23 protein-coding genes are annotated in these 19,775 nt (G+C 58.0%); 13 read left to right on the top strand and 10 right to left on the bottom strand.

Annotation, left to right across the window (positions count from 1 at the left end; translation table 11 throughout):
- Nucleotides 1-3: 3 nt before the first annotated feature.
- Genes ACE38U_RS15140 through ACE38U_RS15080 form a run of 13 tightly spaced genes read left to right on the top strand, consistent with a single transcriptional unit; the run spans nt 4 to nt 11,722 of the window.
- A complete protein-coding gene (locus ACE38U_RS15140; protein ID WP_038474792.1) occupies nt 4-255 on the top strand; it encodes an acyl carrier protein in 252 nt (83 codons plus the stop codon).
- A 6-nt stretch (nt 256-261) separates the two neighbouring features.
- Entirely contained in the window at nt 262-843 is a 582-nt protein-coding gene (locus ACE38U_RS15135) for a COG4648 family protein (RefSeq protein ID WP_038474794.1), read from the top strand.
- Nucleotides 840-2,201 carry an AMP-binding protein gene (locus ACE38U_RS15130; RefSeq protein ID WP_375530070.1) on the top strand — a complete coding sequence of 454 codons (1,362 nt, stop codon included), beginning with the start codon at nt 840-842 and terminating at the stop codon, nt 2,199-2,201. The genes ACE38U_RS15135 and ACE38U_RS15130 overlap by 4 nt, the downstream gene beginning before the upstream one ends.
- Nucleotides 2,188-2,541: an ApeI family dehydratase gene (locus ACE38U_RS15125; RefSeq protein ID WP_038474798.1), complete on the top strand. Its 354-nt coding sequence runs from the start codon at nt 2,188-2,190 to the stop codon at nt 2,539-2,541. The genes ACE38U_RS15130 and ACE38U_RS15125 overlap by 14 nt, the downstream gene beginning before the upstream one ends.
- Nucleotides 2,532-4,223: a glycosyltransferase family 2 protein gene (locus tag ACE38U_RS15120; protein WP_375530069.1), complete on the top strand. Its 1,692-nt coding sequence runs from the start codon at nt 2,532-2,534 to the stop codon at nt 4,221-4,223. The genes ACE38U_RS15125 and ACE38U_RS15120 overlap by 10 nt, the downstream gene beginning before the upstream one ends.
- A gap of 3 nt (nt 4,224-4,226) precedes the next feature.
- Nucleotides 4,227-4,649, top strand: coding sequence for an acyl-CoA thioesterase (locus tag ACE38U_RS15115; RefSeq protein WP_038474802.1), 423 nt, complete (start codon nt 4,227-4,229; stop codon nt 4,647-4,649).
- Nucleotides 4,646-5,251, top strand: coding sequence for an outer membrane lipoprotein carrier protein LolA (locus ACE38U_RS15110; protein WP_038474804.1), 606 nt, complete (start codon nt 4,646-4,648; stop codon nt 5,249-5,251). Before ACE38U_RS15115 ends, ACE38U_RS15110 begins: the two co-directional genes overlap by 4 nt.
- Nucleotides 5,220-7,553: an MMPL family transporter gene (locus ACE38U_RS15105; RefSeq protein ID WP_375530068.1), complete on the top strand. Its 2,334-nt coding sequence runs from the start codon at nt 5,220-5,222 to the stop codon at nt 7,551-7,553. Before ACE38U_RS15110 ends, ACE38U_RS15105 begins: the two co-directional genes overlap by 32 nt.
- The gene (locus tag ACE38U_RS15100) at nt 7,540-8,124 is read left to right on the top strand and encodes a DUF3261 domain-containing protein (protein ID WP_375530067.1); all 585 of its coding nucleotides are present in this window, start codon (nt 7,540-7,542) and stop codon (nt 8,122-8,124) included. Before ACE38U_RS15105 ends, ACE38U_RS15100 begins: the two co-directional genes overlap by 14 nt.
- 1 nt (nt 8,125) lies before the next feature.
- On the top strand, nt 8,126-9,295 hold the full coding sequence (locus tag ACE38U_RS15095) for a beta-ketoacyl-[acyl-carrier-protein] synthase family protein (protein ID WP_375530066.1): 1,170 nt from the start codon (nt 8,126-8,128) through the stop codon (nt 9,293-9,295).
- Nucleotides 9,292-9,768, top strand: a complete 477-nt coding sequence (locus ACE38U_RS15090) for a hotdog family protein (RefSeq protein ID WP_375530065.1) — start codon at nt 9,292-9,294, stop codon at nt 9,766-9,768. Before ACE38U_RS15095 ends, ACE38U_RS15090 begins: the two co-directional genes overlap by 4 nt.
- Nucleotides 9,765-10,496, top strand: a complete 732-nt coding sequence (locus ACE38U_RS15085; protein WP_038474813.1) for a 3-ketoacyl-ACP reductase FabG2 — start codon at nt 9,765-9,767, stop codon at nt 10,494-10,496. The genes ACE38U_RS15090 and ACE38U_RS15085 overlap by 4 nt, the downstream gene beginning before the upstream one ends.
- Nucleotides 10,493-11,722, top strand: a complete 1,230-nt coding sequence (locus ACE38U_RS15080; protein WP_038474815.1) for a beta-ketoacyl-ACP synthase — start codon at nt 10,493-10,495, stop codon at nt 11,720-11,722. The genes ACE38U_RS15085 and ACE38U_RS15080 overlap by 4 nt, the downstream gene beginning before the upstream one ends.
- Before the next feature lie 307 nt (nt 11,723-12,029).
- On the opposite strand, the gene ACE38U_RS15075 is transcribed toward ACE38U_RS15080, so the two are convergent.
- The 10 genes from ACE38U_RS15075 to ACE38U_RS15030 all read right to left on the bottom strand — a co-directional run.
- Nucleotides 12,030-12,866, bottom strand: a complete 837-nt coding sequence (locus ACE38U_RS15075) for a C40 family peptidase (RefSeq protein ID WP_375530064.1) — start codon at nt 12,864-12,866, stop codon at nt 12,030-12,032.
- A 17-nt stretch (nt 12,867-12,883) separates the two neighbouring features.
- A complete protein-coding gene (gene lafU, locus ACE38U_RS15070; RefSeq protein WP_038474819.1) occupies nt 12,884-13,831 on the bottom strand; it encodes a putative lateral flagellar export/assembly protein LafU in 948 nt (315 codons plus the stop codon).
- Nucleotides 13,831-14,694: a flagellar motor stator protein MotA gene (gene motA, locus ACE38U_RS15065; protein WP_038474821.1), complete on the bottom strand. Its 864-nt coding sequence runs from the start codon at nt 14,692-14,694 to the stop codon at nt 13,831-13,833. The genes lafU and motA overlap by 1 nt, the downstream gene beginning before the upstream one ends.
- A gap of 24 nt (nt 14,695-14,718) precedes the next feature.
- A complete protein-coding gene (locus ACE38U_RS15060) occupies nt 14,719-15,405 on the bottom strand; it encodes a FliA/WhiG family RNA polymerase sigma factor (RefSeq protein WP_038482853.1) in 687 nt (228 codons plus the stop codon).
- 24 nt (nt 15,406-15,429) lie between these two features.
- Entirely contained in the window at nt 15,430-15,897 is a 468-nt protein-coding gene (locus tag ACE38U_RS15055) for a flagellar basal body-associated FliL family protein (RefSeq protein WP_375530063.1), read from the bottom strand.
- Between the two features lie 12 nt (nt 15,898-15,909).
- Nucleotides 15,910-16,965 carry a flagellar hook-length control protein FliK gene (locus ACE38U_RS15050; RefSeq protein WP_375530062.1) on the bottom strand — a complete coding sequence of 352 codons (1,056 nt, stop codon included), beginning with the start codon at nt 16,963-16,965 and terminating at the stop codon, nt 15,910-15,912.
- Nucleotides 16,962-17,267 (bottom strand): hypothetical protein, encoded by a 306-nt coding sequence (locus tag ACE38U_RS15045; protein ID WP_038474825.1) that lies wholly within the window; start codon nt 17,265-17,267, stop codon nt 16,962-16,964. Before ACE38U_RS15045 ends, ACE38U_RS15050 begins: the two co-directional genes overlap by 4 nt.
- Entirely contained in the window at nt 17,260-17,655 is a 396-nt protein-coding gene (fliS, locus tag ACE38U_RS15040; protein WP_038474827.1) for a flagellar export chaperone FliS, read from the bottom strand. The genes ACE38U_RS15045 and fliS overlap by 8 nt, the downstream gene beginning before the upstream one ends.
- Nucleotides 17,656-17,668: 13 nt before the next feature.
- A complete protein-coding gene (gene fliD, locus ACE38U_RS15035; RefSeq protein ID WP_375530061.1) occupies nt 17,669-18,988 on the bottom strand; it encodes a flagellar filament capping protein FliD in 1,320 nt (439 codons plus the stop codon).
- Nucleotides 18,989-19,198: 210 nt separating this feature from the next.
- The coding region (locus tag ACE38U_RS15030; RefSeq protein WP_375530060.1) for a flagellin at nt 19,199-19,775 on the bottom strand (577 nt) is incomplete at its 5' end.

The raw sequence follows: 19,775 nt of genomic DNA, 5'->3' as shown, positions 1-19,775 counted from the left end.
GTTATGACCGACCCACACGCTATCTATGAAGAAGTCTCCGCGCTGTTGGTAAAGCTGTTTGAAATCGATCCTCAGGACATCAAGCCAGAGGCTCGCCTGTATGAAGATCTGGAGTTAGACAGCATCGATGCTGTCGACATGATCGTTCATCTGCAGAAAAAAACCGGCAAAAAAATCAAACCGGAAGAGTTCAAGGCCGTTCGCACCATACAAGATGTGGTCGATGCGGTAGAACGTCTGATACGAGAAGCGTAACGCGCTATGCGGTGCGCTCGCGCTTTTCCGGGTGTACAGCTGCTGACCGGTCTGCTACTGCTGGCCTGGCCTGGTATTATCTGGCTAGGTCTGGCGCATAACAGCCTGCACTGGCTGCTGCCGCTCATGGCTCTGCTGCTGTTTTTCCGCTTTCGCCAGACCCGGCGACAGGCGGGCCCTTTGCGAATCGTCACTCAGGTTGTTGCCGTTGCCGGAATCATCCTCTGCGCGGCCAGCTACCTGCTGAAAACGCATCAGCTGCTGCTGTTTTATCCGGTGGTGGTGAACAGCGTCATGCTCGCCGTCTTCGGCGGTTCGCTGTGGTCCTCGATGCCGATTGTCGAACGTCTGGCACGCCTGCGTGAACCGGATCTTCCTGAACCGGCGGTGCGTTACACCCGCCGCGTCACGCAGATCTGGTGCCTGTTTTTTGTGGCTAACGGCAGCATTGCGCTGTTTACCGCGCTGTACGGCGATATGACGCTGTGGACGGCATGGAACGGCATGATTGCCTATCTGCTGATGGGCACGTTAATGGCCGGAGAATGGCTGGTCCGCCGCCGGGTGATTAAAAGAGAATCTCAATGAAGCAACCGCTTTCTCTGGCCGGGTGGCTAACCGCGCCACGCTCTTCGTCCACGCTCATTGCCTGGCTTGGCAATCAGGAATGGACGCTGGGGCATTTGCGCCACGACGTCGCACGGCTGATGCAGCAAATGGCCCATCGCCCCGGCCAGCGCTGGGCGCTGTGCTTTGAAAACAGCTACCTGTTTCTTGTGGCGCTGCTGGCGACGCTTCACGCCGGGAGAACGCCGGTTATCCCAGGGCACTGCCGGGTTGCGCTGCTCAATGAGCAACGCAGCCTGTTCGACGGCGTATTGAGCGACAAAGATCTTGCCTGGCAGGGGCCGCTTTGTATTGTGCGATCCGGGCAACAAACGGCAGAAGAAGCCGTCTTTTTCCCCGAGGTTGCTGCCGATGCCTTTGTGGAGCTGTTCACCTCAGGCTCGACCGGCACGCCTAAACGCGTGGTGAAATCCATTGCTCACTTGGATCGGGAAGCCGCCCTGCTCACGGCGCATTTTGCCGAACGCCTGGAAGGCTGCAGGATAGTCGCCTCGGTCGTGCCTCAGCATCTTTATGGGCTGACCTTCCGCATCTTTTTACCGATGGCGCTAGGCCAGCCGCTGCATGCCGCCATGCTTTATTACGCCGAACAGCTTGCCGCGCTGAGCCATGAACATCGCTACGCGTTTATCAGCAGCCCGGCCTTTTTGAAACGTCTGGATCTCCAGCTTTCTCCCCCGCCGGTAAAAACGATCCTCTCGGCGGGCGGCCTGCTGCCCTGGCAGGACGTGGCGCAGGCAGCGCAATGGCTGGGCGTCTTGCCGGATGAGATTTATGGCAGCACCGAAACCGGCGTGCTCGCGTGGCGCTACCGGGAGCACGATGACGTTGCCTGGCTGCCGTTCCCGGGCGTAAAAATCACTCCAGAAAGTGAATCCTTCCGCGCCAGCTCGCCGCTGATTGCCGCCGAAGAAGGGCTGCTGCTTGACGACGTCCTTCATATTGAGGAAGACGGCAGATTTCGCCTGATGGGCCGTCGCGGGCGCGTGGTGAAAATTGAAGAAAAACGTATTTCGCTGACGGAAATTGAGCAGCGTCTGCTGGAGCTGGAAGGTATTTCCGAGGCGGCGGCGCTGCCGGTTTCTCGCGGCGGGCGTCAGGGGATTGGCGTTCTGCTGGTGCTCAATGAATCTGCACGCCAGCGCTGGCTACAGCGCAGCGGCAAGGCTCAGGAAATGGCCTGGCGAAGGTCGCTTCAGCCGTGGCTTGAACCGGTCGCTATGCCGCGCTACTGGCGCGTCGTGGACGAAATCCCGGTCAATAACATGAACAAGCGTGTCTATGCGCAATTACAGGAGTTATTTCATGAAACCTCATGAAATTGAGCGCCATCAGGCACAGCCAGACAGGCTGGAAGTCGTGCTTTATCTCGACCCTTCCCTGTTTTGGTTCCAGGGCCATTTCGCCGTACAAGCTCTGCTGCCGGGCGTTGCTCAGCTGGACTGGGTGATGCTGTATGCCCGCGAGGTCCTGGCGCCGGATTACCGTTTCCACAGCATTCAGAACGTGAAGTTCCAGGCTCCGCTGCTGCCGGAAACCACCGTCACCTTAGCGCTGGAATGGCAGGCAGACAGGCAGATCTTAAGCTTTAGCTTCAAACGTCATGCCGGCGAGGAGCGCCATACCGCCAGCAGCGGGAAGATTCGCCTATGTCGCTGACTTTCCGCCCCTGCGTGCTTATCCCCTGCTATAACCACGGCGCCATGATGCCGGGCGTTCTCACGCGCCTTGCGCCCTTTGACCTGGCCTGCATCGTTGTCGACGACGGTAGCGATGAAACTACGCGCCGGGTGCTTGAGCAACTGGATGCCCAACACGCGAACCTGACGCTGATTCGCCTGCCGTCGAATGCCGGAAAAGGCGAAGCCGTCATTCAGGGGCTGAAGGCCGCCGCAGAAAAAGGCTATAGCCACGCCGTGCAGGTGGATGCCGACGGCCAGCACGCCGTGGAGGATATCCCGAAGCTGCTTGCGCTGGCGCAGCAGCACCCGGAGGCGCTGATTTCCGGGCAACCCATTTATGACGACTCCATTCCTCGCTCGCGCCTGTATGGCCGCTGGGTAACCCACGTGTGGGTGTGGATAGAAACGCTGTCGCTGCAGCTGAGAGACAGCATGTGCGGGTTCCGGGTTTACCCGGTCGCCCCTACATTGCAGCTGGCCGGGCGGATTCCCTTGGGCAAACGCATGGACTTCGATACCGAAGTCATGGTGCGCCTTTACTGGCAGGGCATCACCAGCTATTTCGTGCCGACCCGCGTGACCTATCCGCTGGACGGCCTGTCGCACTTCGACGCGCTGAAAGATAACTGCCGCATCTCGCTGATGCACACCCGCCTGTTCTTCGGCATGCTGCCGCGCATCCCTGCCCTGCTGTTCCGCCGTAAAAAACAACACTGGGCAGAACAGAAAGAGGTTAAAGGCCTGTGGGGAATGCGCCTGATGCTGCTGGTCTGGCGTCTGTTGGGGCGAAGGGCATTTTCGCTGCTGCTTTATCCGGTGGTGGGCGTTTACTGGCTCACCGCTCACCGCGCTCGTAAAGCCTCGCAAAGCTGGATTTCACGCGTACGCACGCAGCTTGCGGCCCGCAATATGCCAGTACCGGCCAACCTGACCAGCTTCCGCCACTTCCTGCGTTTTGGCGACGCCATGCTGGATAAAATCGCCGGCTGGCGCGGCGAACTGCGGCTGGGCCGTGACGTTCTGTTCGCGCCCGGCGCGGAGCAAACGCTCAACGCCAGCGGCACCACGGGCAAGCTGCTGCTCGCCTCCCATTTGGGCGACGTCGAGGCCTGCCGCGCGCTGGCACAGTTGGAAGGCAGTAAAACCATCAATGCGCTGGTGTTTAACGATAATGCCCAGCGCTTTAAGCAAATTATGCAGGAGATGGCGCCTCAGGCCGGGCTGAACCTGATGCCGGTCACCGACATCGGGCCCGATACCGCCATGCTGCTCAAAGAGAAGCTGGATCGCGGCGAGTGGATTGCCATTGTCGGCGATCGCGTGGCGGTAAACCCTCAACGCGGCAACGAATGGCGCGTCTGCTGGAGTCAGTTTATGGGCCAGCCCGCGCCGTTCCCGCAGGGGCCGTTTATCCTGGCTTCTATTCTGCGCTGCCCGGTAGAGCTGATTTTTGCCCTGCGCGAGGACGGCAAGCTTCGCATTCACTGTGAACCCTTTGCCGACCCGCTGCTGCTGCCACGCGCGGAGCGCCAGGCCGCGCTGCAACGCACCATCGACCGCTACGCAGAGCGCCTTGAACACCACGCTCTGCGGTCGCCGCTCGACTGGTTTAATTTTTTCGATTTCTGGCAGCTGCCGGACGTCAAAGACAAGGAGTAAAGGGTGAATAACGATCCCCGTTTTACCGCAGAAGTCGAACTGACTATCCCTTTTCATGACGTCGACATGATGGGCGTCGCCTGGCACGGCAACTATTTTCGCTACTTCGAAATTGCCCGTGAGGCCCTGCTGAACCAGTTCAACTACGGCTACCGCCAGATGAAAGAGTCCGGCTATTTATGGCCGGTGGTAGATACCCGCGTGAAGTACCGTAATCCGCTGACGTTTGAGCAGCGTATTCGCGTTCGGGCAAGCATTGAGGAATACGAAAACCGCCTGCGTATCGGCTATGAGATTTTCGATGCCGAAACCGGAAAACGCGCCACCAGCGGCTACACCATTCAGGTCGCGGTTGAAGAAAAAAGTCATGAACTGTGCTTCGTCAGCCCGGACATTTTATTTGAACGTATGGGAGTCAAACCATGAAATATTGGCCAGTGCTGGCGCTGCTGCTCAGCCCCGTCGTCAACGCCCTGACGCTTGATGCCCTGCAACAACGCTTCACCGAACAGCCGGTGGTCCGCGCGCACTTCGAGCAAACGCGTACCATAAAAGATCTGCCGCAGCCGCTGAAATCCTCCGGCGAGATGCTGATTGCCAGAGATAAAGGCCTGCTGTGGGACCAGACAACCCCTTTCTCCATGAAGCTGCTGCTGGACGATACCCGCATGGTTCAGGCCATTAACGGCCAGCCGCCTCAGACGATCACCGCGGAAAATAACCCGCAGATGTTCCAGTTTAACCACCTGCTGCGGGCGCTGTTCCAGGCCGACCGCAAAGTGCTGGAGCAGAACTTCCGCGTGGCGTTTGTCGACAAAGGCGAAGGCCGCTGGACGCTGCGCCTGACGCCGATCGTCACGCCGCTGGACAAGATTTTCGCCAGCATCGACCTGGCCGGCGGCCAGTATCTGGACAGCATCCAGCTCAATGATAAACAGGGAGATCGCACGGATATCGCGCTCTCTCAACATAAACTCACTCCGGCTCAGCTCACCGATGACGAACGCCAACGCTTTGCCGCGCAGTAACCGTAAAGCCCCCGCGGTGCTGTGGGGAATCGTCTGCCTGATAATGCTGGCTGCTTTGCTTACGCTGCTGCCCGGCTCACGGATGAACAGCAGCGTGCTGGCTATGCTGCCAAAACAGGCGCTGGGCGCAATTCCACCAGCCCTGAACGACGGCTTTATGCAGCGCCTGGACAAGCAGCTGGTCTGGCTGGTCAGTCCGGGTAAAAAAGCCGATCCGAGCGTGGCGCAGGCCTGGCTCAGTCTGCTCCAGGGTTCGCACGCGCTGGCCGAAGTCAAAGGCCCGATGGACGCCGCCGCCCAGCAGCAATGGGGCGCGTTTTTCTGGCAACACCGCAACGGCATGCTTGATGCCGACACGCGGGCACGCCTGCAAAACGGCGGTGATGCCCAGGCGCAGTGGATCCTCTCCCAGCTTTATTCCGCCTTTTCCGGCGTCAGCGGGAAAGAGCTGCAAAACGATCCGCTGATGCTGATGCGCGGCTCACAGCTGGCGATGGCCAAAAACGGCCAACGCCTCCGGCTGATGGACGGCTGGCTGGTCACTCAGGACGAGCAGGGTAATTATTGGTATTTGCTGCACGGTGAGCTGGCGGGCTCCTCCTTTGACATGCAGCAAACGCACGGCCTGGTCACCACGCTCGACTCGCTTAAACAGCAACTGAGCGAACGTTATCCGCAGGCGCAGGTCCTCTCTCGCGGCACGGTGTTTTACAGCGATTACGCCAGCCAGCAGGCGAAGAAAGACATCTCCACGCTTGGCGTCGCCACCCTGCTCGGCGTGGTGCTGCTGATTGTGGCGGTCTTCCGTTCCCTGCGCCCGCTTCTGCTGTGCGTCATTTCCATCGCTATTGGTGCGCTTGCGGGCACCGTTGTCACCCTGCTTATCTTCGGCGAATTGCACCTGATGACGCTGGTGATGAGCATGAGCATCATCGGTATCTCCGCCGACTATACGCTTTACTACCTGACGGAGCGCATGGTGCACGGCGGCGAAGTCACGCCCTGGCAAAGCCTGGCGAAAGTGCGTCACGCGCTGCTTCTGGCGCTGCTCACCACCGTCGCAGCCTATCTGATCATGATGCTCGCCCCGTTCCCCGGCATTCGCCAGATGGCGGTCTTCGCCGCCGTGGGGCTAAGCGCCTCCTGCTTTACGGTCATTTTCTGGCACCCCTGGCTCTGCCGTGGCCTGCCGGTTCGCCCGGTGCCGGCCATGGTGCTGCTGCTGCGCTGGCTTGCGGCCTGGCGTCGGAATAAAAAGCTCTCAGTCGGGCTGCCGGTTGCATTGGCGCTCTTCTCGCTCGTCGGTATCGCTACGCTCAAAGTCAACGACGATATCTCCCAGCTACAGGCGCTGCCGCAGCACCTGCTGGCTCAGGAGAAAACCATTACCGCGCTGACCGGGCAAAGCGTCGACCAGAAATGGTTTGTGGTCTACGGCAGCACGCCACAGCAAACGCTGGAACGCCTTGAAGCGTTTACTCCCGCGCTGGAGCAGGCCAAAAGTCGCGGCCTGATTAGCGGTTATCGAACCCTGCCCGTCAACTCGCTCGCTCGTCAGCAGCAGGATTTAGCGCTTTTACAGCGCGCTACACCAGCCGTTGCGCAGGCTCTGCAGCAGGCCGGGCTACAGGTGGTTAAGCCAGATCTTAGCCCCATGTCAGTTACGGTCGCCGACTGGCTAAAAAGCCCGGCAAGTGAAGGATGGCGCCTGCTGTGGGTAACCCTGGACAAAGGGGAAAGCGGCGTGCTGGTGCCGGTTGATGGCGTTAAGCAATCGGCAGCCTTGAGCGAACTGGCGGCACAACAGCCGGGCGTGGCCTGGGTCGATCGGAAAGACACCTTCGACGAACTGTTTGCGCTTTACCGGCATATCCTGACCGGCCTGCTGCTGGTCGCATTAGCCGTCATCGCCTGCGGGGCCATGCTCCGTCTTGGCTGGCGTAAAGGCATCATCAGCCTGGTGCCATCCGTTCTGTCGCTGGGCTGCGGCCTGGCCGTGTTATCGCTGAGCGGTCACGCCGTGAACCTGTTTTCGCTGCTGGCCCTGGTCCTTGTGCTCGGCATCGGCATTAACTACACGCTGTTTTTCAGCAACCCGCGCGGCACGCCGCTGACCTCGCTGCTCGCCATCACGCTGGCCATGGTCACCACCTTACTGACGCTCGGCATGCTGGTCTTTAGCGCCACGCAGGCAATCAGCAGTTTTGGCATCGTACTGGTCAGCGGGATTTTTACCGCCTTCCTGCTGTCGCCGCTGGCTATGCCCGCTAAAAAAGGGAAAAGAAGAAATGATAAAGCTTAACTTTTGGCACGCCGTGCCGCTTGTCGCCACGCTGGTGCTGACCGGCTGTAGCCACTCGCCAAAAGACCAGCAAGGTCGCCCACAGGCCTGGCTGGAACCTGGCGCCCGCGTCACGCTCCCGGCGCCGGGGATTTCTCCGACGGTGAACTCGCAGCAGCTGCTAACCGGCAGCTTTAACGGTAAAACCCAGTCGCTTTTGGTGATGCTCAACGCCGACGATAGAAAGCTGACGCTGGCCGGTTTGTCCTCGGTAGGGATCCGCCTGTTCCTTGTCACCTACGACGAGAAAGGGCTGCATACCGAGCAGTCTATCGTCGTCCCGCAGCTGCCCCCGGCAAGCCAGGTCCTGGCCGACGTTATGCTCAGCCACTGGCCGATTTCCGCCTGGCAGCCGCAGTTGCCGAAAGGCTGGACGCTCACCGACAAAGGCGATAAGCGCGAGCTACGCAATGCCAGCGGCAAGCTAGTGACCGAAATCACCTACCTGATGCGTAAGGGCCAGCGCGAGCCGATAAGCATTCAGCAACATGTCTTTAAGTACCACATCACCATTCAATATCTGGGTGACTGAGATGATTTATATTTCCGCCGTCGGGATGATAAACGCGCTGGGCAATAACCTCGATGACATCGCTGCCCATCTGGCTCAGGGCTACGCGCCAGGTATGCGGTCACGCAGCGGCTGGCTGCAGGGGCAGGCAGAGGCCGTTTTGGGTGGCGTTGACGGCGAGCTACCGGCCATTCCGGAGACCTTCGCCGCCCACCGTTCCCGCAACAACCAGCTGCTGCTGGCCGCGCTGGCGCAAATTCAGCCGCAGGTCGATGAAGCGATAGAGAAGTTTGGTCACGACCGCGTGGCCGTGGTCCTCGGCACCAGCACCTCCGGGCTCGATGAAGGCGATATTTACGTCAACCAAACGCTTAACGATAGAGAGAACCACAGCTGGCAATACCCGCAGCAGGAGCTGGGCGATCCTTCCCGCTTCCTGAGCCACTGGCTGGGGCTGGACGGCCCGGCGTTTACGCTCTCTACGGCCTGCTCCTCCAGCGCCAGGGCAATTATCAGCGGCCGCCGTTTGATTGAGGCCGGGCTTGCCGATGTGGCTATCGTTGGCGGCGCCGACACGCTAAGCCGCATGCCGGTTAACGGCTTCCACAGCCTTGAGTCGCTCTCTGCCGAGCTGTGTGAACCCTTTGCCAGGAATCGCCACGGCATCACGATTGGCGAAGGCGCCGCGTTAATGCTGCTGACCAAAGCGCCGCAGCCTATCGCGCTGCTTGGCGTCGGTGAGTCCAGCGATGCCCACCATATTTCGGCCCCACATCCGGAAGGTGAAGGGGCTATTCGCGCCATTCGACAGGCGCTTGCCGACGCGGGAATGGCGCCGGGCGACGTCGGCTACGTCAACCTGCACGGCACCGCCACGCAGCTCAACGATCAGGTTGAATCCAAAGTCATGCACACGCTGTTTGGCGAGGAGATCCCCTGCAGCTCCACCAAGCACCTGACGGGACATACTTTAGGGGCGGCGGGCATTACCGAAGCGGCCATTGCGATGCTGATTTTGCAGCGTGATTTGCCCCTGCCTCCGCAGGATTTCAGCCGTTCCCCACGCGATCCGGCCCTGCCGCCCTGCGGCATTATTGACAGCACGAGGCCGCTTGAGCGCCCGGTTATCCTCTCAAACTCTTTCGCCTTTGGCGGAAACAACGCCAGTATTCTGCTAGGGAGAATGCCATGAGCCACTACTTATCCCCCACGGAATACCTGCCGCATGACGCGCCGATGCTGCTGCTTGAAAAGGTTATCAGCGTGACGGATGACGCCGCAGCCTGCGAAGTCACGGTGACTGAATCCGGCGTACTGGGGCCCTTTATTGATGCGCAGGGAAACCTGCCGGGCTGGTATGCGCTGGAGCTGATGGCGCAGACCGTCGGCGTCTGGTCCGGCTGGCATCGTAAACAATGCGGGCAAGACAGCATCAGCCTGGGCATGGTGTTAGGCGCGCGTGAACTCATCTGCCAGGCGGGCCTGCTGCCCGCCAATGCCAGACTCATCGTCACGGTCAAACTACTCATGCAGGACGAGCGCTTCGGCAGCTTCGAATGCGCGATTAACGTGGGCGAGGAAACGCTGGCAACCGGCCGGGTGAACACCTTCCAGCCTACCAAAGAAGAATTAACCACGCTTTTTCATCAGGGATCTACAGCATGAGCCGTTCAGTTCTGGTTACCGGTGCCAGCAAAGGCATTGGCCGCGCCATCGCCCGCAAACTTGCCGCCGACGGGTTTATTATCGGCGTCCATTACCATCGCGATGCCGCAGGGGCGCAGCAAACCCTGGACGACATCCTCGCCGCCGGGGGAGCCGGACGCCTGCTTTGTTTTGACGTGGGTAACCGCGAGCAATGCCGCGAAGTGCTGGAGCAGGACATGGAGGCCCATGGCCCGTGGTACGGCGTGGTGAATAACGCGGGTATCGCGCGTGATGCGGCGTTTCCTGCGCTCAGTGAAGAAGACTGGGACTCGGTTATCCACACCAACCTGGACAGCTTCTATAACGTTATCCAGCCGTGCATTATGCCGATGATCTCCGCGCGAAAAGGTGGCCGAATCGTCACGCTATCTTCCGTGTCAGGCGTGATGGGCAACCGTGGCCAGGTCAACTACAGCGCGGCGAAAGCGGGCATTATCGGTGCCACTAAAGCGCTGGCCATTGAGCTGGCGAAACGTAAAATCACCGTCAACTGCATCGCGCCGGGCCTTATCGATACCGGCATGATCGAAATGGAAGAGGCCGCGCTGAAAGAGGCGATGGCCATGATCCCCATGAAGCGCACCGGCCAGGCAGAGGAAGTCGCCGGGCTGGCCAGTTATTTACTGTCTGATATTGCGGGCTACGTGACCCGGCAGGTTATTTCCATCAACGGAGGGATGCTATGACACGTCGTGTCGTAATTACGGGCATGGGCGGCGTTACCGCCTTTGGTGAAGACTGGCAGAGCGTCTCCGCCAGGCTGCTGGCGTACGAAAATGCGGTACGCAAAATGCCCGAGTGGCAGGTTTACGACGGGCTGCATACGTTGCTCGGCGCGCCGATCGACAACTTTACGCTGCCGGAACACTACACCCGCAAGCGCATTCGCGCCATGGGCCGGGTTTCGCTGATGTCCACCCGCGCGACCGAGCTGGCGCTGGAGCAGGCGGGATTAATCGGTGAAAACGTGCTGACCAACGGCGAAACTGGGATCGCCTACGGATCGTCGACGGGCAGTACCGGCCCGGTGAGCGAGTTCGCCACCATGCTGACGGAAAAACACACCAATAATATTACCGGCACCACCTATGTGCAGATGATGCCGCATACCACCGCCGTGAATACCGGGCTGTTCTTTGGCCTGCGTGGGCGAGTGATCCCGACCTCCAGCGCCTGTACTTCCGGCAGCCAGGCCATTGGCTACGCGTGGGAAGCCATTCGTCACGGCTATCAGACGGTGATGGTTGCCGGCGGGGCAGAAGAGCTTTGCCCTTCCGAGGCCGCGGTATTCGATACCCTGTTTGCCACCAGCCAGCGCAACGATCGGCCCAAAACCACACCTTCACCTTTCGACCAGCAGCGCGACGGCCTGGTGATCGGCGAAGGCGCGGGTACGCTGATTCTGGAAGAGCTGGAGCATGCGAAAGCACGCGGCGCGACCATCTACGGTGAAATCGTCGGCTTTGCCACCAACTGCGATGCCGCGCACATCACCCAGCCACAGCGCGAAACCATGCAAATCTGCATGGAACAGTCGTTGAAAATGGCCGGGCTGAGCGCGCTGGATATGGGTTATATCTCGGCTCACGGCACGGCGACCGACCGGGGCGATATTGCTGAGAGCCTGGCTACGGCGGCAATCTATGGCGACAACGTGCCGATTTCTTCGCTGAAAAGCTATTTCGGCCACACGCTGGGTGCCTGCGGCGCGCTTGAGGCCTGGATGAGCCTGCAGATGATGCGTGAAGGCTGGTTCGCCCCTACCCTCAACCTGAGCAAACCGGACGAGCACTGCGGCGCGCTGGACTACATCATGGGTGAAGCACGCCAGATTGACTGCGAGTATTTGCAGAGCAATAACTTCGCCTTCGGGGGGATCAATACCTCTATTATCATTAAGCGCTGGGCTTAATATTTTTCCCTCACCCTAACCCTCTCCCTGGAAGGGAGAGGGAATAAATAATGTACCCCATCGTCTGTTTTCCCCCTCTCCCCTTTGGGGAGAGGGCTGGGGTGAGGGGAAGATTTGTTCCCGGCTCTCATCGCCCCCGACTATGACCCAACTCAGGCGGGGTTGAGCTGCCGGGAGCAGCGAAAGAGAGCGATCATCGGGAACGCATCTCAGCCGACCCAGGACTGGAAGTGAACGGAATATGCGCGGCTCCTACATAATCGCGGACAAATATGATAAAAAACAGATCCCAGCGCCCCCTCAAACCTCAGAGAATCGCCTCCTCGATCAGAATCCGCTTCGCCCCCAGGAAATGATCCTGCCAGTAATTGTCCGTCAGCTGGCTAATACGGATATTCAACCCGGTTCTTGGCGCCTCAATAAACTGCCCGTCGCCAAGATAAACCCCGACGTGATCCGCCCGATCCTGACTTTTGATACTGAAAAATACCAGATCGCCGCGCTGAAGCTGGCGTTGGTTGATGCGCTTTAATCTTTGATCCTGGAACATGCCGTTGGCGGTGCGCGGGAGCTTCTGGCTTAGCAGCTTGTTATAGGCGTAATAAATCAGCCCGCTGCAGTCAAAGCCCTGGTCCGGCGTCTGCCCGCCCCAGACATAGGGTTTACCCAACTGTAGTTTGAGCCGCTGAATAACCTTGTGAACAGTAGCTTCCACGCGAGGACTCGTCATCTCGGCCATCAGCGCCTCGGTCGCCAGCGGCCACAGGCCTTCAGAGCCGCCCATCATTCCAGGACGCCAACGGGTATGCATGGCGAGCTGCTCACGATTCAAGGCGCGAGCGGCCAGCTTTTCGGCAGCCTGCCGTTTTTTCTGTTCGGGTGTAGGCGGCACAAGCGCAAGGCGCTTTTTAGCGCTGCTCAGCAGCCTCATACGGTTTTTCATCCGTTCGCGGGATTCTTTACTCTGCTGCTGCACGGCCTGCATTGGCTTCTGTACAGGCTTAGGCTTCTTGCCGGGCGAGGCGCAGACCGAAGAAGAGAAAAGGACGAATAGCAGCAGAAAAAAAAATCCCGCCATGCGTCGGGAGAGTTCGGACGCAGGCGGTAAAGTGGAGACAATTGAGGTGGAAATCAAAATCAGCAAATCAAATACCTGAAAACTTATCGTGCCGGGGACGGCTGTTGCGCCACGCGCTCGGCCAGCGGCTTAAGAACTTTTTCGCCGTGCTGACCAAAGAACTGGTACAGCGAAGCGCTCGCGGAATGGGTCAAAACCATGATCTCGATGCGGCGGTTGGCCGAGCTGAGCGGATGTTCAGGATCGAGCAACATCTGGTCTGCCATGCCGCTAACCTGCAGCACTTTCCCGTTATCCAGCCCGCCCCTGGTCAGCGCTTTGCGCGCCTGCATCGCGCGTTCGCCGGACAGATTCCAGTTGTTATAGAGCTCCTGGTCGCGGAAACGCGTGGCATCGGTATGCCCGGTGATAATGATTTTGTTGTCGATAGAGTTCAGCGCCGTCGCAAACTCCGTCAGCAGGCGGTTAAAAAAGGGCGTCAGAATGGCGCTGCTGCGCTGGAACATTTCCCGCTTTTGGTCATCCTGAACCAGGATACGCAGCCCCTGCGGAACAATTTCAATTTGTAGGTTGGACTGGGCGTCATAGGCGGAGGTGATTTTCATGATAACCCGAGCCAGATCCTCAATCTCCTGCTCCGAACGGCGGTTGACGTCTTTCAGGCTCTCTCCCTTACTCGCCTGCTGGGTTAACGCCTGCAGGGCAGCAACATCCTGCTTGATGTCGCTGCTGGCATCACTCGACTTCGGTTTGCCCGCCAGAATGGTTACGCTGCCGCCGGAGCCGTCTGGCTGGGTAATCGGCGTGGCGGACATGCCCTCAAACAGCGAGTCGCTGTTAAGCAAAGAGACAATCTCCTTACGCTCTTCTTCGGTGACCGCCCCCATGATCCACAGCACCATAAACAGCGCCATCATTGCGAGGGTGAAGTCGGCAAACGCAACCTTCCACGCGCCGCCATGAACCGCGTCATGGCCTTTGCGCGAGGCGCGTTTGATAATTGTGGTATGCCCTTTGCCGTGACCTCGCATTACGCATCACCCGTCATCTGGTTCACCCAGCCGTCCAGCGTGGCAAAGGTCGGCTTAGAGTCCATCGGCAGCATTTTGCGCCCGGCATCTACCGCTAGCAGCGTCGGTTTACCGGCAACGTGATTCACCAGCACGGTACGCACACACTCCAGCACGGCCATCTGTTTTTTAGTACGCTGCTCCATGGCGTTAGCCATCGGATCCATCAGGCAGTAACAGAAGAAGACCCCAAGGAAGGTGCCCACCAGCGCGGCCGCTACCTTCACCCCGATAACGGCAATGGAGCCGTCGATAGACTGCATGGTGATGATTATCCCAAGCACCGCGGCACAAATACCGAATCCAGGCATCGCTTCAGCAATTCGCTGCAGCGAACGCGACGGCAGCAACAGATCCTCTTCCATCGCCACCAGCTCCTGCTCGAGGATCCCTTCAAGCTCGTGTTCGTTAATTTTGCCCATCGCCATCAGGCGGAAGTTATCCGAGATAAAGGTGATCAGCGCTTTGTCACGCAGGATAAGCGGGTACTTTTGGAACAGCGGGCTGCTCTCAGGGACCTCAATGTGCTCATCCAGCACCTTAAGTCCACCGTCCTGAACCAGCTCAAGCAGCTCAAACAGCAGCATCAGCAGCTGGCGCTGGTATTCGTCGGTGTGCTCGTTTTTGCGCATCACGCCGCGAAACTGGCGGTACATTTCTGCCAGCACAGGTTTGGGGTTAGCCAGCACCAGAGCGCCAAACCCTGCGCCCAAAATGATGATAATTTCACCGGGCTGCCAGAACGAAGCCAGTCGCCCGCCTGACATAAGAAAACCGCCGACGACACAGACGAAAATGATCACTAAACCTAATAATTTTTGCATGAGTTTCCACTTCTCAAAAAACCACTAAAAAAACTGCTCAACTTTTTGCGCTATTTTTTTATTCAGCTGACAGATACGTGCCTCCGTCAGCCCCAGCACCAGCGCTATCTCTTTCAGGCTCATTTCATGCTGGTAGTACAGCGTCAAAATCATTTGCTCACGTTCATCAAGGCTTGCCAGCGCGGTTTTCAACGTTCGGCTCACCATCACTTCTTCTTCTAAATCCCGGCCATTCAGCGAGACGGAATGCGTTTCGCTACTGAGAATCTCATCAAGGCTGTCCATCGACTTCGCGCAGTCCAGCAGCAGATACTCCTGATACTCTTCGGCGGTAATCTCCAGCCGCCCGGCAAGGTCAACAAAGCCAGGCGGACGACCCAGCTCGCGGGCTATCTCGCGGATGGCATCATTCAGCTTGTGGGTCTTTTGCCGCAGGCGGCGAGGACGCCAGTCAAGCTGACGCAGCTCATCAAGAACCGCGCCCCGAATACGGTGCACGGCATAAGCCCCAAACTGTTCATCAGGATGACCGTAACGACGCAAAGACGTGAGCAGACCCATCAGGGCAATTTGCTCCATATCTTCCCTGTCCATCACGCTGCTTGCCTGATAAGAAAGCTGCTTCACAACCCGATGCACCAGCGGTAAGTAAGCATTCACATAACGTGACTCTTCCGCAGGCGTCAGGGCCTCGTCAGCAATAAAATCCATCATTTCTCTTACCGCCGTGGTGACTTACTGAAAGACCATCTTGCTGATGATCACATCCCGGAACGGTATCTTGCTGTTGAGGCTTTTAAAGCGCTCGGTATAGGCCGTCATAAGCCTTTTCTTAAGATCAGAAACGCTCATACCGCGCACCGTTTCGTAGCCCATATCGGACAGCAGGCTTACCGTCGCACCGCGTATCGCGGGGGACATATCGTTGATCAACTGGACGTCGCGAGGCTCATCCGCCGCTAACGCCAGTTCAAGCAGCAGGTAACGCTCTTTGCTGCCGTTGCTTTGCAGGGTGATAACCACATTTTTGATTTCCACAAACTCAACGTGCTTTACATCCGAAGAGCTGAACAACGAGGTCAGCATGCCGCTTGCCCCGTCCTCTTTGGTCAGCACGTGAGTACCCACTATGGTCAAAACCGCCGCAAACGCGGCCGCAATAAGGGCAATGAGCAGCCCCAGAGAAAAAGTTTTTATTGTCATAATCTTCTGTGTTTAAACGGTCAGTAGAACGGAGGCATCTTCACGGCGCGCGCTCGCATCCGCCTCAATGCTTACGGCAGCCATAACATCCTGTGGCTGCTTCTGTGGCGCCGATTGATGCTGGCCATCGCGCTGTCCATTTTGAGAGGAAACCTGGACGTTCACCTGCACAAAATTCTGCTCGGTCAGGCTCTGACGTAAGTCGTTACTGACCTGCTGAAGCGCGCGGTAAACCTCCCCCTGGCTGGCATTAATCGTGACCTGCACGCGGCCATTTTCGATCTGCACGGCAATGTCTATCTTGCCCATTTCCGGCGGGTCGAGACGGATAGTCGCGTGCTGAATCTGGTCCTTAACCTGTACCTGTAAACGCTCGCCCAGGGCAGACTGAAGCTGTTGAGCCCAGCGCGAAGGTTCAGGATCCAGCTTGACGGTTGGCGACATGGACGGCGTTTCTTTCCCCATAGCGCCAGGCTGAACCGACGGACGTGCCGTGGAGATAGCCACGTTTTCGCCCATGTTTAACATTGGCTGAACGGCGACAGACTCCGTGCTTTTTAACGTCACCGGCTGCATAAGCGGTAACGTACCGGCCTCGGCCAGCGTTGAAGCAGGTTGTTGGACCGGTGCTCTCACGCCGTGCAGGCCCGCGAGAGAAGGCTGCGCACCGCCCGGCCGTGCTGGATTAACGGCATCCGCCACCGCGTTAGCGACAGGATTAGCCGGCGCGGCAGAAGCTGCATTCACCGTAAGCAGCCCATCAAGAATTTGCTGGAGAAGCGCTACGGGCGCGTCCACGCTTACCGTGGTGTCAGCAGTTTCTTCTTCCATCACGGCGTTATCCGCATCGACGGTTTCCAGCCCAGCCTCACCTGCCGGCACGGCTTGCAGCACGTTGAGTAATGCCTGCGTAAAGAGCGGTGGTGCGGATACCGCAGCCTGCAAACCGGAAGCAGCTGTAGTGATGCCCTGCGGAGTAGCAACGCCTTCTACGCCTGGCATAACCCCTGAGACGGTTGTTACCGGCGCGTCGTGCAGCAAGATGGAGGCAGAACTGATATTCATCATCGAATGTCCCCCTCATCCATAAAGGCCGCATAGGCAGCAATGCCTTCCTGATTGCGACGCTGTAGCGCCATTTTTCGCTCAAGCTCTTCGCTTTTCAGGCGGCACTTGTCATTCACTTTGCGATGCATACGGCGCAGCGCCTCCAGCGCAACCCGCTTCTCATCGCTCAGCGGGTTACGCGCTAAAGAGGCCAGAAACGAGGCAATTTGCTTGTCCACTTCCTGCACCTGCGACCAGTTTTCGTTTTCTGCCGCCACCTCCAGCGCACGCGTCAGAAAGTGGATGACCTGAATATCATCCATGCTGCTGGCCCATTTTTTGCCACCCGTCCTGCAGGTTGCCGAGGATCTTTTCCACCTCGTCAATGTACTCAACGGAAAGCTTGTGGCTCGCGTCATACAGGCGATACACGCAATAGTCGTAAAGATTGGCGAGGCTTAACGCCAAATCGCCGCCTTTTTCATAATCCAGCGCGCTGGTGAGCGCGTTGAGAATATCGATACATTTATTGATGCTCTGCACTTTGCGCTCGTAGCGGCAAGCGGCAATGTGGCTCCTGGCGCGAACCAGCTCGTCCATCAGGCCGTTAAACAGCATCAGCACCAGCTGATGTGGACTTGCCGCTGCGGCCTGAATGGCCAGATCGGACTGCTGATACTGGCCGAGGGCCTCCTGCTCATTTCCATACATAACTGACTCTCCCTTAGGCCAGGCCAAACATACTCATGGTGTTACTCATCTGCGTCATAATGGACTGCAGCTGGGTGAACTGTTTCAGATAGCGGTTATAAGAGGTTTCATAGCGCGTCTGAATCTTGTCGGTTTTGGTGTCAATTTCTGACTGCTGGCGATCCAGAGTTTCCTGTCGTCCTTTCAGCAGCCCGTTAGAGGTATTGAGGTATTTATCCAGCGACTTATCCATGCTCTTAATCAGCCCGTTGTTGCCGTTGAACAGATCGTTCAGCCCTTGAGGATCGTTCTGCAGGGCCTTGTCGAGCTTGGTGCTGTCGATAGATAAATTGCCGTCCCGGCCGGCGGTAATGCCGTAGTCGGTCATATTTTTGTCGCCGAAGGTCTGGCGCAGCAGGTTATTCAGATCCCTTTCCAGCGAGGCAATCCCGGCATCGCCGGCAAACGCGCCGCGATCTTTCCCGTCGCTGCCGCTGTTGGTCAGCTTGCCGAGTTCGGTTTTCAAGGTATTAAACGCATCCACAAAGCTCTGCATCTGCTCTTTGGTTGCGGTGTTGTCCACGCCGATATTAATGCGCAGCGGCTCATCGCCGGTTTTTTGCGCCTTCGTCAGCTCAATGGTGACGCCGTCGATAAGCTTATCGAGAGTATTTGAACTGCTTTCATAGACTTTGCCGCTCTCACCGAGCCTGAACTTTGCGTTTTGCGCGCTGGTTATCGTTTCCGACACGCTAAACTTTTGCGCGCTGGCGGCGTCCATTTTGCTGGTATCCAGCTCAACGATATTGTCGGCCCCACTTTCATCGCTGCTCAGCATCAGGCTGACTTTACCGTCGGTGCGAATCAGGGAGGCGGTTACCCCTGGCGCATCTTTATCGCTATTGGTATTGATCTTTTTGGTCAGGTCAGACATCGACTCCAGACCGTCCATCTCAACGTCCATCGACTTGCCGTTAATGGTGATAGTCATCGTGCCGGTCGCGTTCTTGATCGACTCGTCGGTCATGTCATCGAACGCAATCTGGTGGGCGGACGCCAGCTGCTCAACAAACAGGTTGTAAGTCCCCTTCTGAGCTTTGCTTCCCGCCGTTACGGTAGCTACGCCTTCAACGTTGGTCGTCGCCACGTTTTGCAGCATGCCGCTGTCGGTTTTGTTCAGCCCGGTCAACGCCGTGCGGAAATCACTCATTGCGGTACGTAACGCCGTTAATGCGGCTTTTTGGGCGGTCAGAGAGCTGGTCTGTTTTTTCAGCGCCGTCTGCATGGCGGCGATGTCATAGCCCGCAAGCTGCGTGGCCAGGTTTTGAGGATCCAGGCTGGTCAAATCAGACATTTTTTATCTCCGGGAATGCGGGCACGTAGGGCTAGCCGAACGTAATATGCCATTACGTTAGCAAGTACCGTGCCAGTTTTTTATATCAATAAAATCAATAAATTAATTGATAAGGGGAAAGTGTATTTCCGCACAGGAGGAAACCGTTGCGCGGTCTTCAGATACAAAAACACCGCCCTAAAGCGGTGTTTTTTTGCCATCTCGCAAGCCTTAGCCCAGCAGAGACATCACCATGCCGGACATGCTGTTGGACTGCTTCAGCATCGACATGCTGGTCTGCGCCAGCATCTGGTTGCGGGTCATGGAAGACGCTTCGCTTGCGAAGTCGGCATCCTGAATGTTGCCCAGCGCCAGCTCGGTGTTATCTTTCATGTTGGCCAGGTTCGCGGCGGTGTGGCCCAGACGGTTGATGTTCGCCCCCAGCCCGGAACGCATTTCGCCCACAGCTTTCAGACCCGTTTCCAGAGAGGTCATCAGTGCCTTGGCGTTGGCCGCGTTCCCGGTACCGCTCAGCGTGGTGATAGCCGTAGTAATACCGCCCATACCACCAGATACACCGGTCAACTGCGTACCCAGATTCACCGTCATGCCTTCCCCGGTGCTGGCACCAATCTGGAAGTTCATGTCGGCGCTCAGCTTGCCGCCTGCACCAAACATCTTATCGCCACCGAAAGAGGTGTTGGTCATGATATTGCCCAGCTCTTTGTTCAGTTCATCCAGCTCGGCGTTGATCGCTTTACGATCGTCTGCGCTGTTGGTGTCGTTCGCAGACTGCGTGGCCAGGTCT

This window comes from Cedecea selenatireducens, assembly GCF_042138895.1.
Taxonomy (GTDB): domain Bacteria; phylum Pseudomonadota; class Gammaproteobacteria; order Enterobacterales; family Enterobacteriaceae; genus Cedecea; species Cedecea selenatireducens.
The sequence above is the reverse complement of the archived record's forward strand: the minus strand, read 5'-3'. Positions and strand labels throughout refer to the sequence as shown.

Bases quoted from the DNA above. Each gene is read 5' to 3' on its own strand.
- ACE38U_RS15140 (WP_038474792.1), top strand. From the start codon at position 4: ATGACCGACCCACACGCTATCTATGAAGAAGTCTCCGCGCTGTTGGTA.
- ACE38U_RS15135 (WP_038474794.1), top strand. From the start codon at position 262: ATGCGGTGCGCTCGCGCTTTTCCGGGTGTACAGCTGCTGACCGGTCTG.
- ACE38U_RS15130 (WP_375530070.1), top strand. From the start codon at position 840: ATGAAGCAACCGCTTTCTCTGGCCGGGTGGCTAACCGCGCCACGCTCT.
- ACE38U_RS15125 (WP_038474798.1), top strand. From the start codon at position 2,188: ATGAAACCTCATGAAATTGAGCGCCATCAGGCACAGCCAGACAGGCTG.
- ACE38U_RS15120 (WP_375530069.1), top strand. From the start codon at position 2,532: ATGTCGCTGACTTTCCGCCCCTGCGTGCTTATCCCCTGCTATAACCAC.
- ACE38U_RS15110 (WP_038474804.1), top strand. From the start codon at position 4,646: ATGAAATATTGGCCAGTGCTGGCGCTGCTGCTCAGCCCCGTCGTCAAC.
- ACE38U_RS15105 (WP_375530068.1), top strand. From the start codon at position 5,220: ATGACGAACGCCAACGCTTTGCCGCGCAGTAACCGTAAAGCCCCCGCG.
- ACE38U_RS15100 (WP_375530067.1), top strand. From the start codon at position 7,540: ATGATAAAGCTTAACTTTTGGCACGCCGTGCCGCTTGTCGCCACGCTG.
- ACE38U_RS15095 (WP_375530066.1), top strand. From the start codon at position 8,126: ATGATTTATATTTCCGCCGTCGGGATGATAAACGCGCTGGGCAATAAC.
- ACE38U_RS15090 (WP_375530065.1), top strand. From the start codon at position 9,292: ATGAGCCACTACTTATCCCCCACGGAATACCTGCCGCATGACGCGCCG.
- ACE38U_RS15085 (WP_038474813.1), top strand. From the start codon at position 9,765: ATGAGCCGTTCAGTTCTGGTTACCGGTGCCAGCAAAGGCATTGGCCGC.
- ACE38U_RS15080 (WP_038474815.1), top strand. From the start codon at position 10,493: ATGACACGTCGTGTCGTAATTACGGGCATGGGCGGCGTTACCGCCTTT.
- lafU (WP_038474819.1), bottom strand. From the start codon at position 13,831: ATGCGAGGTCACGGCAAAGGGCATACCACAATTATCAAACGCGCCTCG.
- motA (WP_038474821.1), bottom strand. From the start codon at position 14,694: ATGCAAAAATTATTAGGTTTAGTGATCATTTTCGTCTGTGTCGTCGGC.
- ACE38U_RS15060 (WP_038482853.1), bottom strand. From the start codon at position 15,405: ATGGATTTTATTGCTGACGAGGCCCTGACGCCTGCGGAAGAGTCACGT.
- ACE38U_RS15055 (WP_375530063.1), bottom strand. From the start codon at position 15,897: ATGACAATAAAAACTTTTTCTCTGGGGCTGCTCATTGCCCTTATTGCG.
- ACE38U_RS15050 (WP_375530062.1), bottom strand. From the start codon at position 16,965: ATGATGAATATCAGTTCTGCCTCCATCTTGCTGCACGACGCGCCGGTA.
- ACE38U_RS15045 (WP_038474825.1), bottom strand. From the start codon at position 17,267: ATGGATGATATTCAGGTCATCCACTTTCTGACGCGTGCGCTGGAGGTG.
- fliS (WP_038474827.1), bottom strand. From the start codon at position 17,655: ATGTATGGAAATGAGCAGGAGGCCCTCGGCCAGTATCAGCAGTCCGAT.
- fliD (WP_375530061.1), bottom strand. From the start codon at position 18,988: ATGTCTGATTTGACCAGCCTGGATCCTCAAAACCTGGCCACGCAGCTT.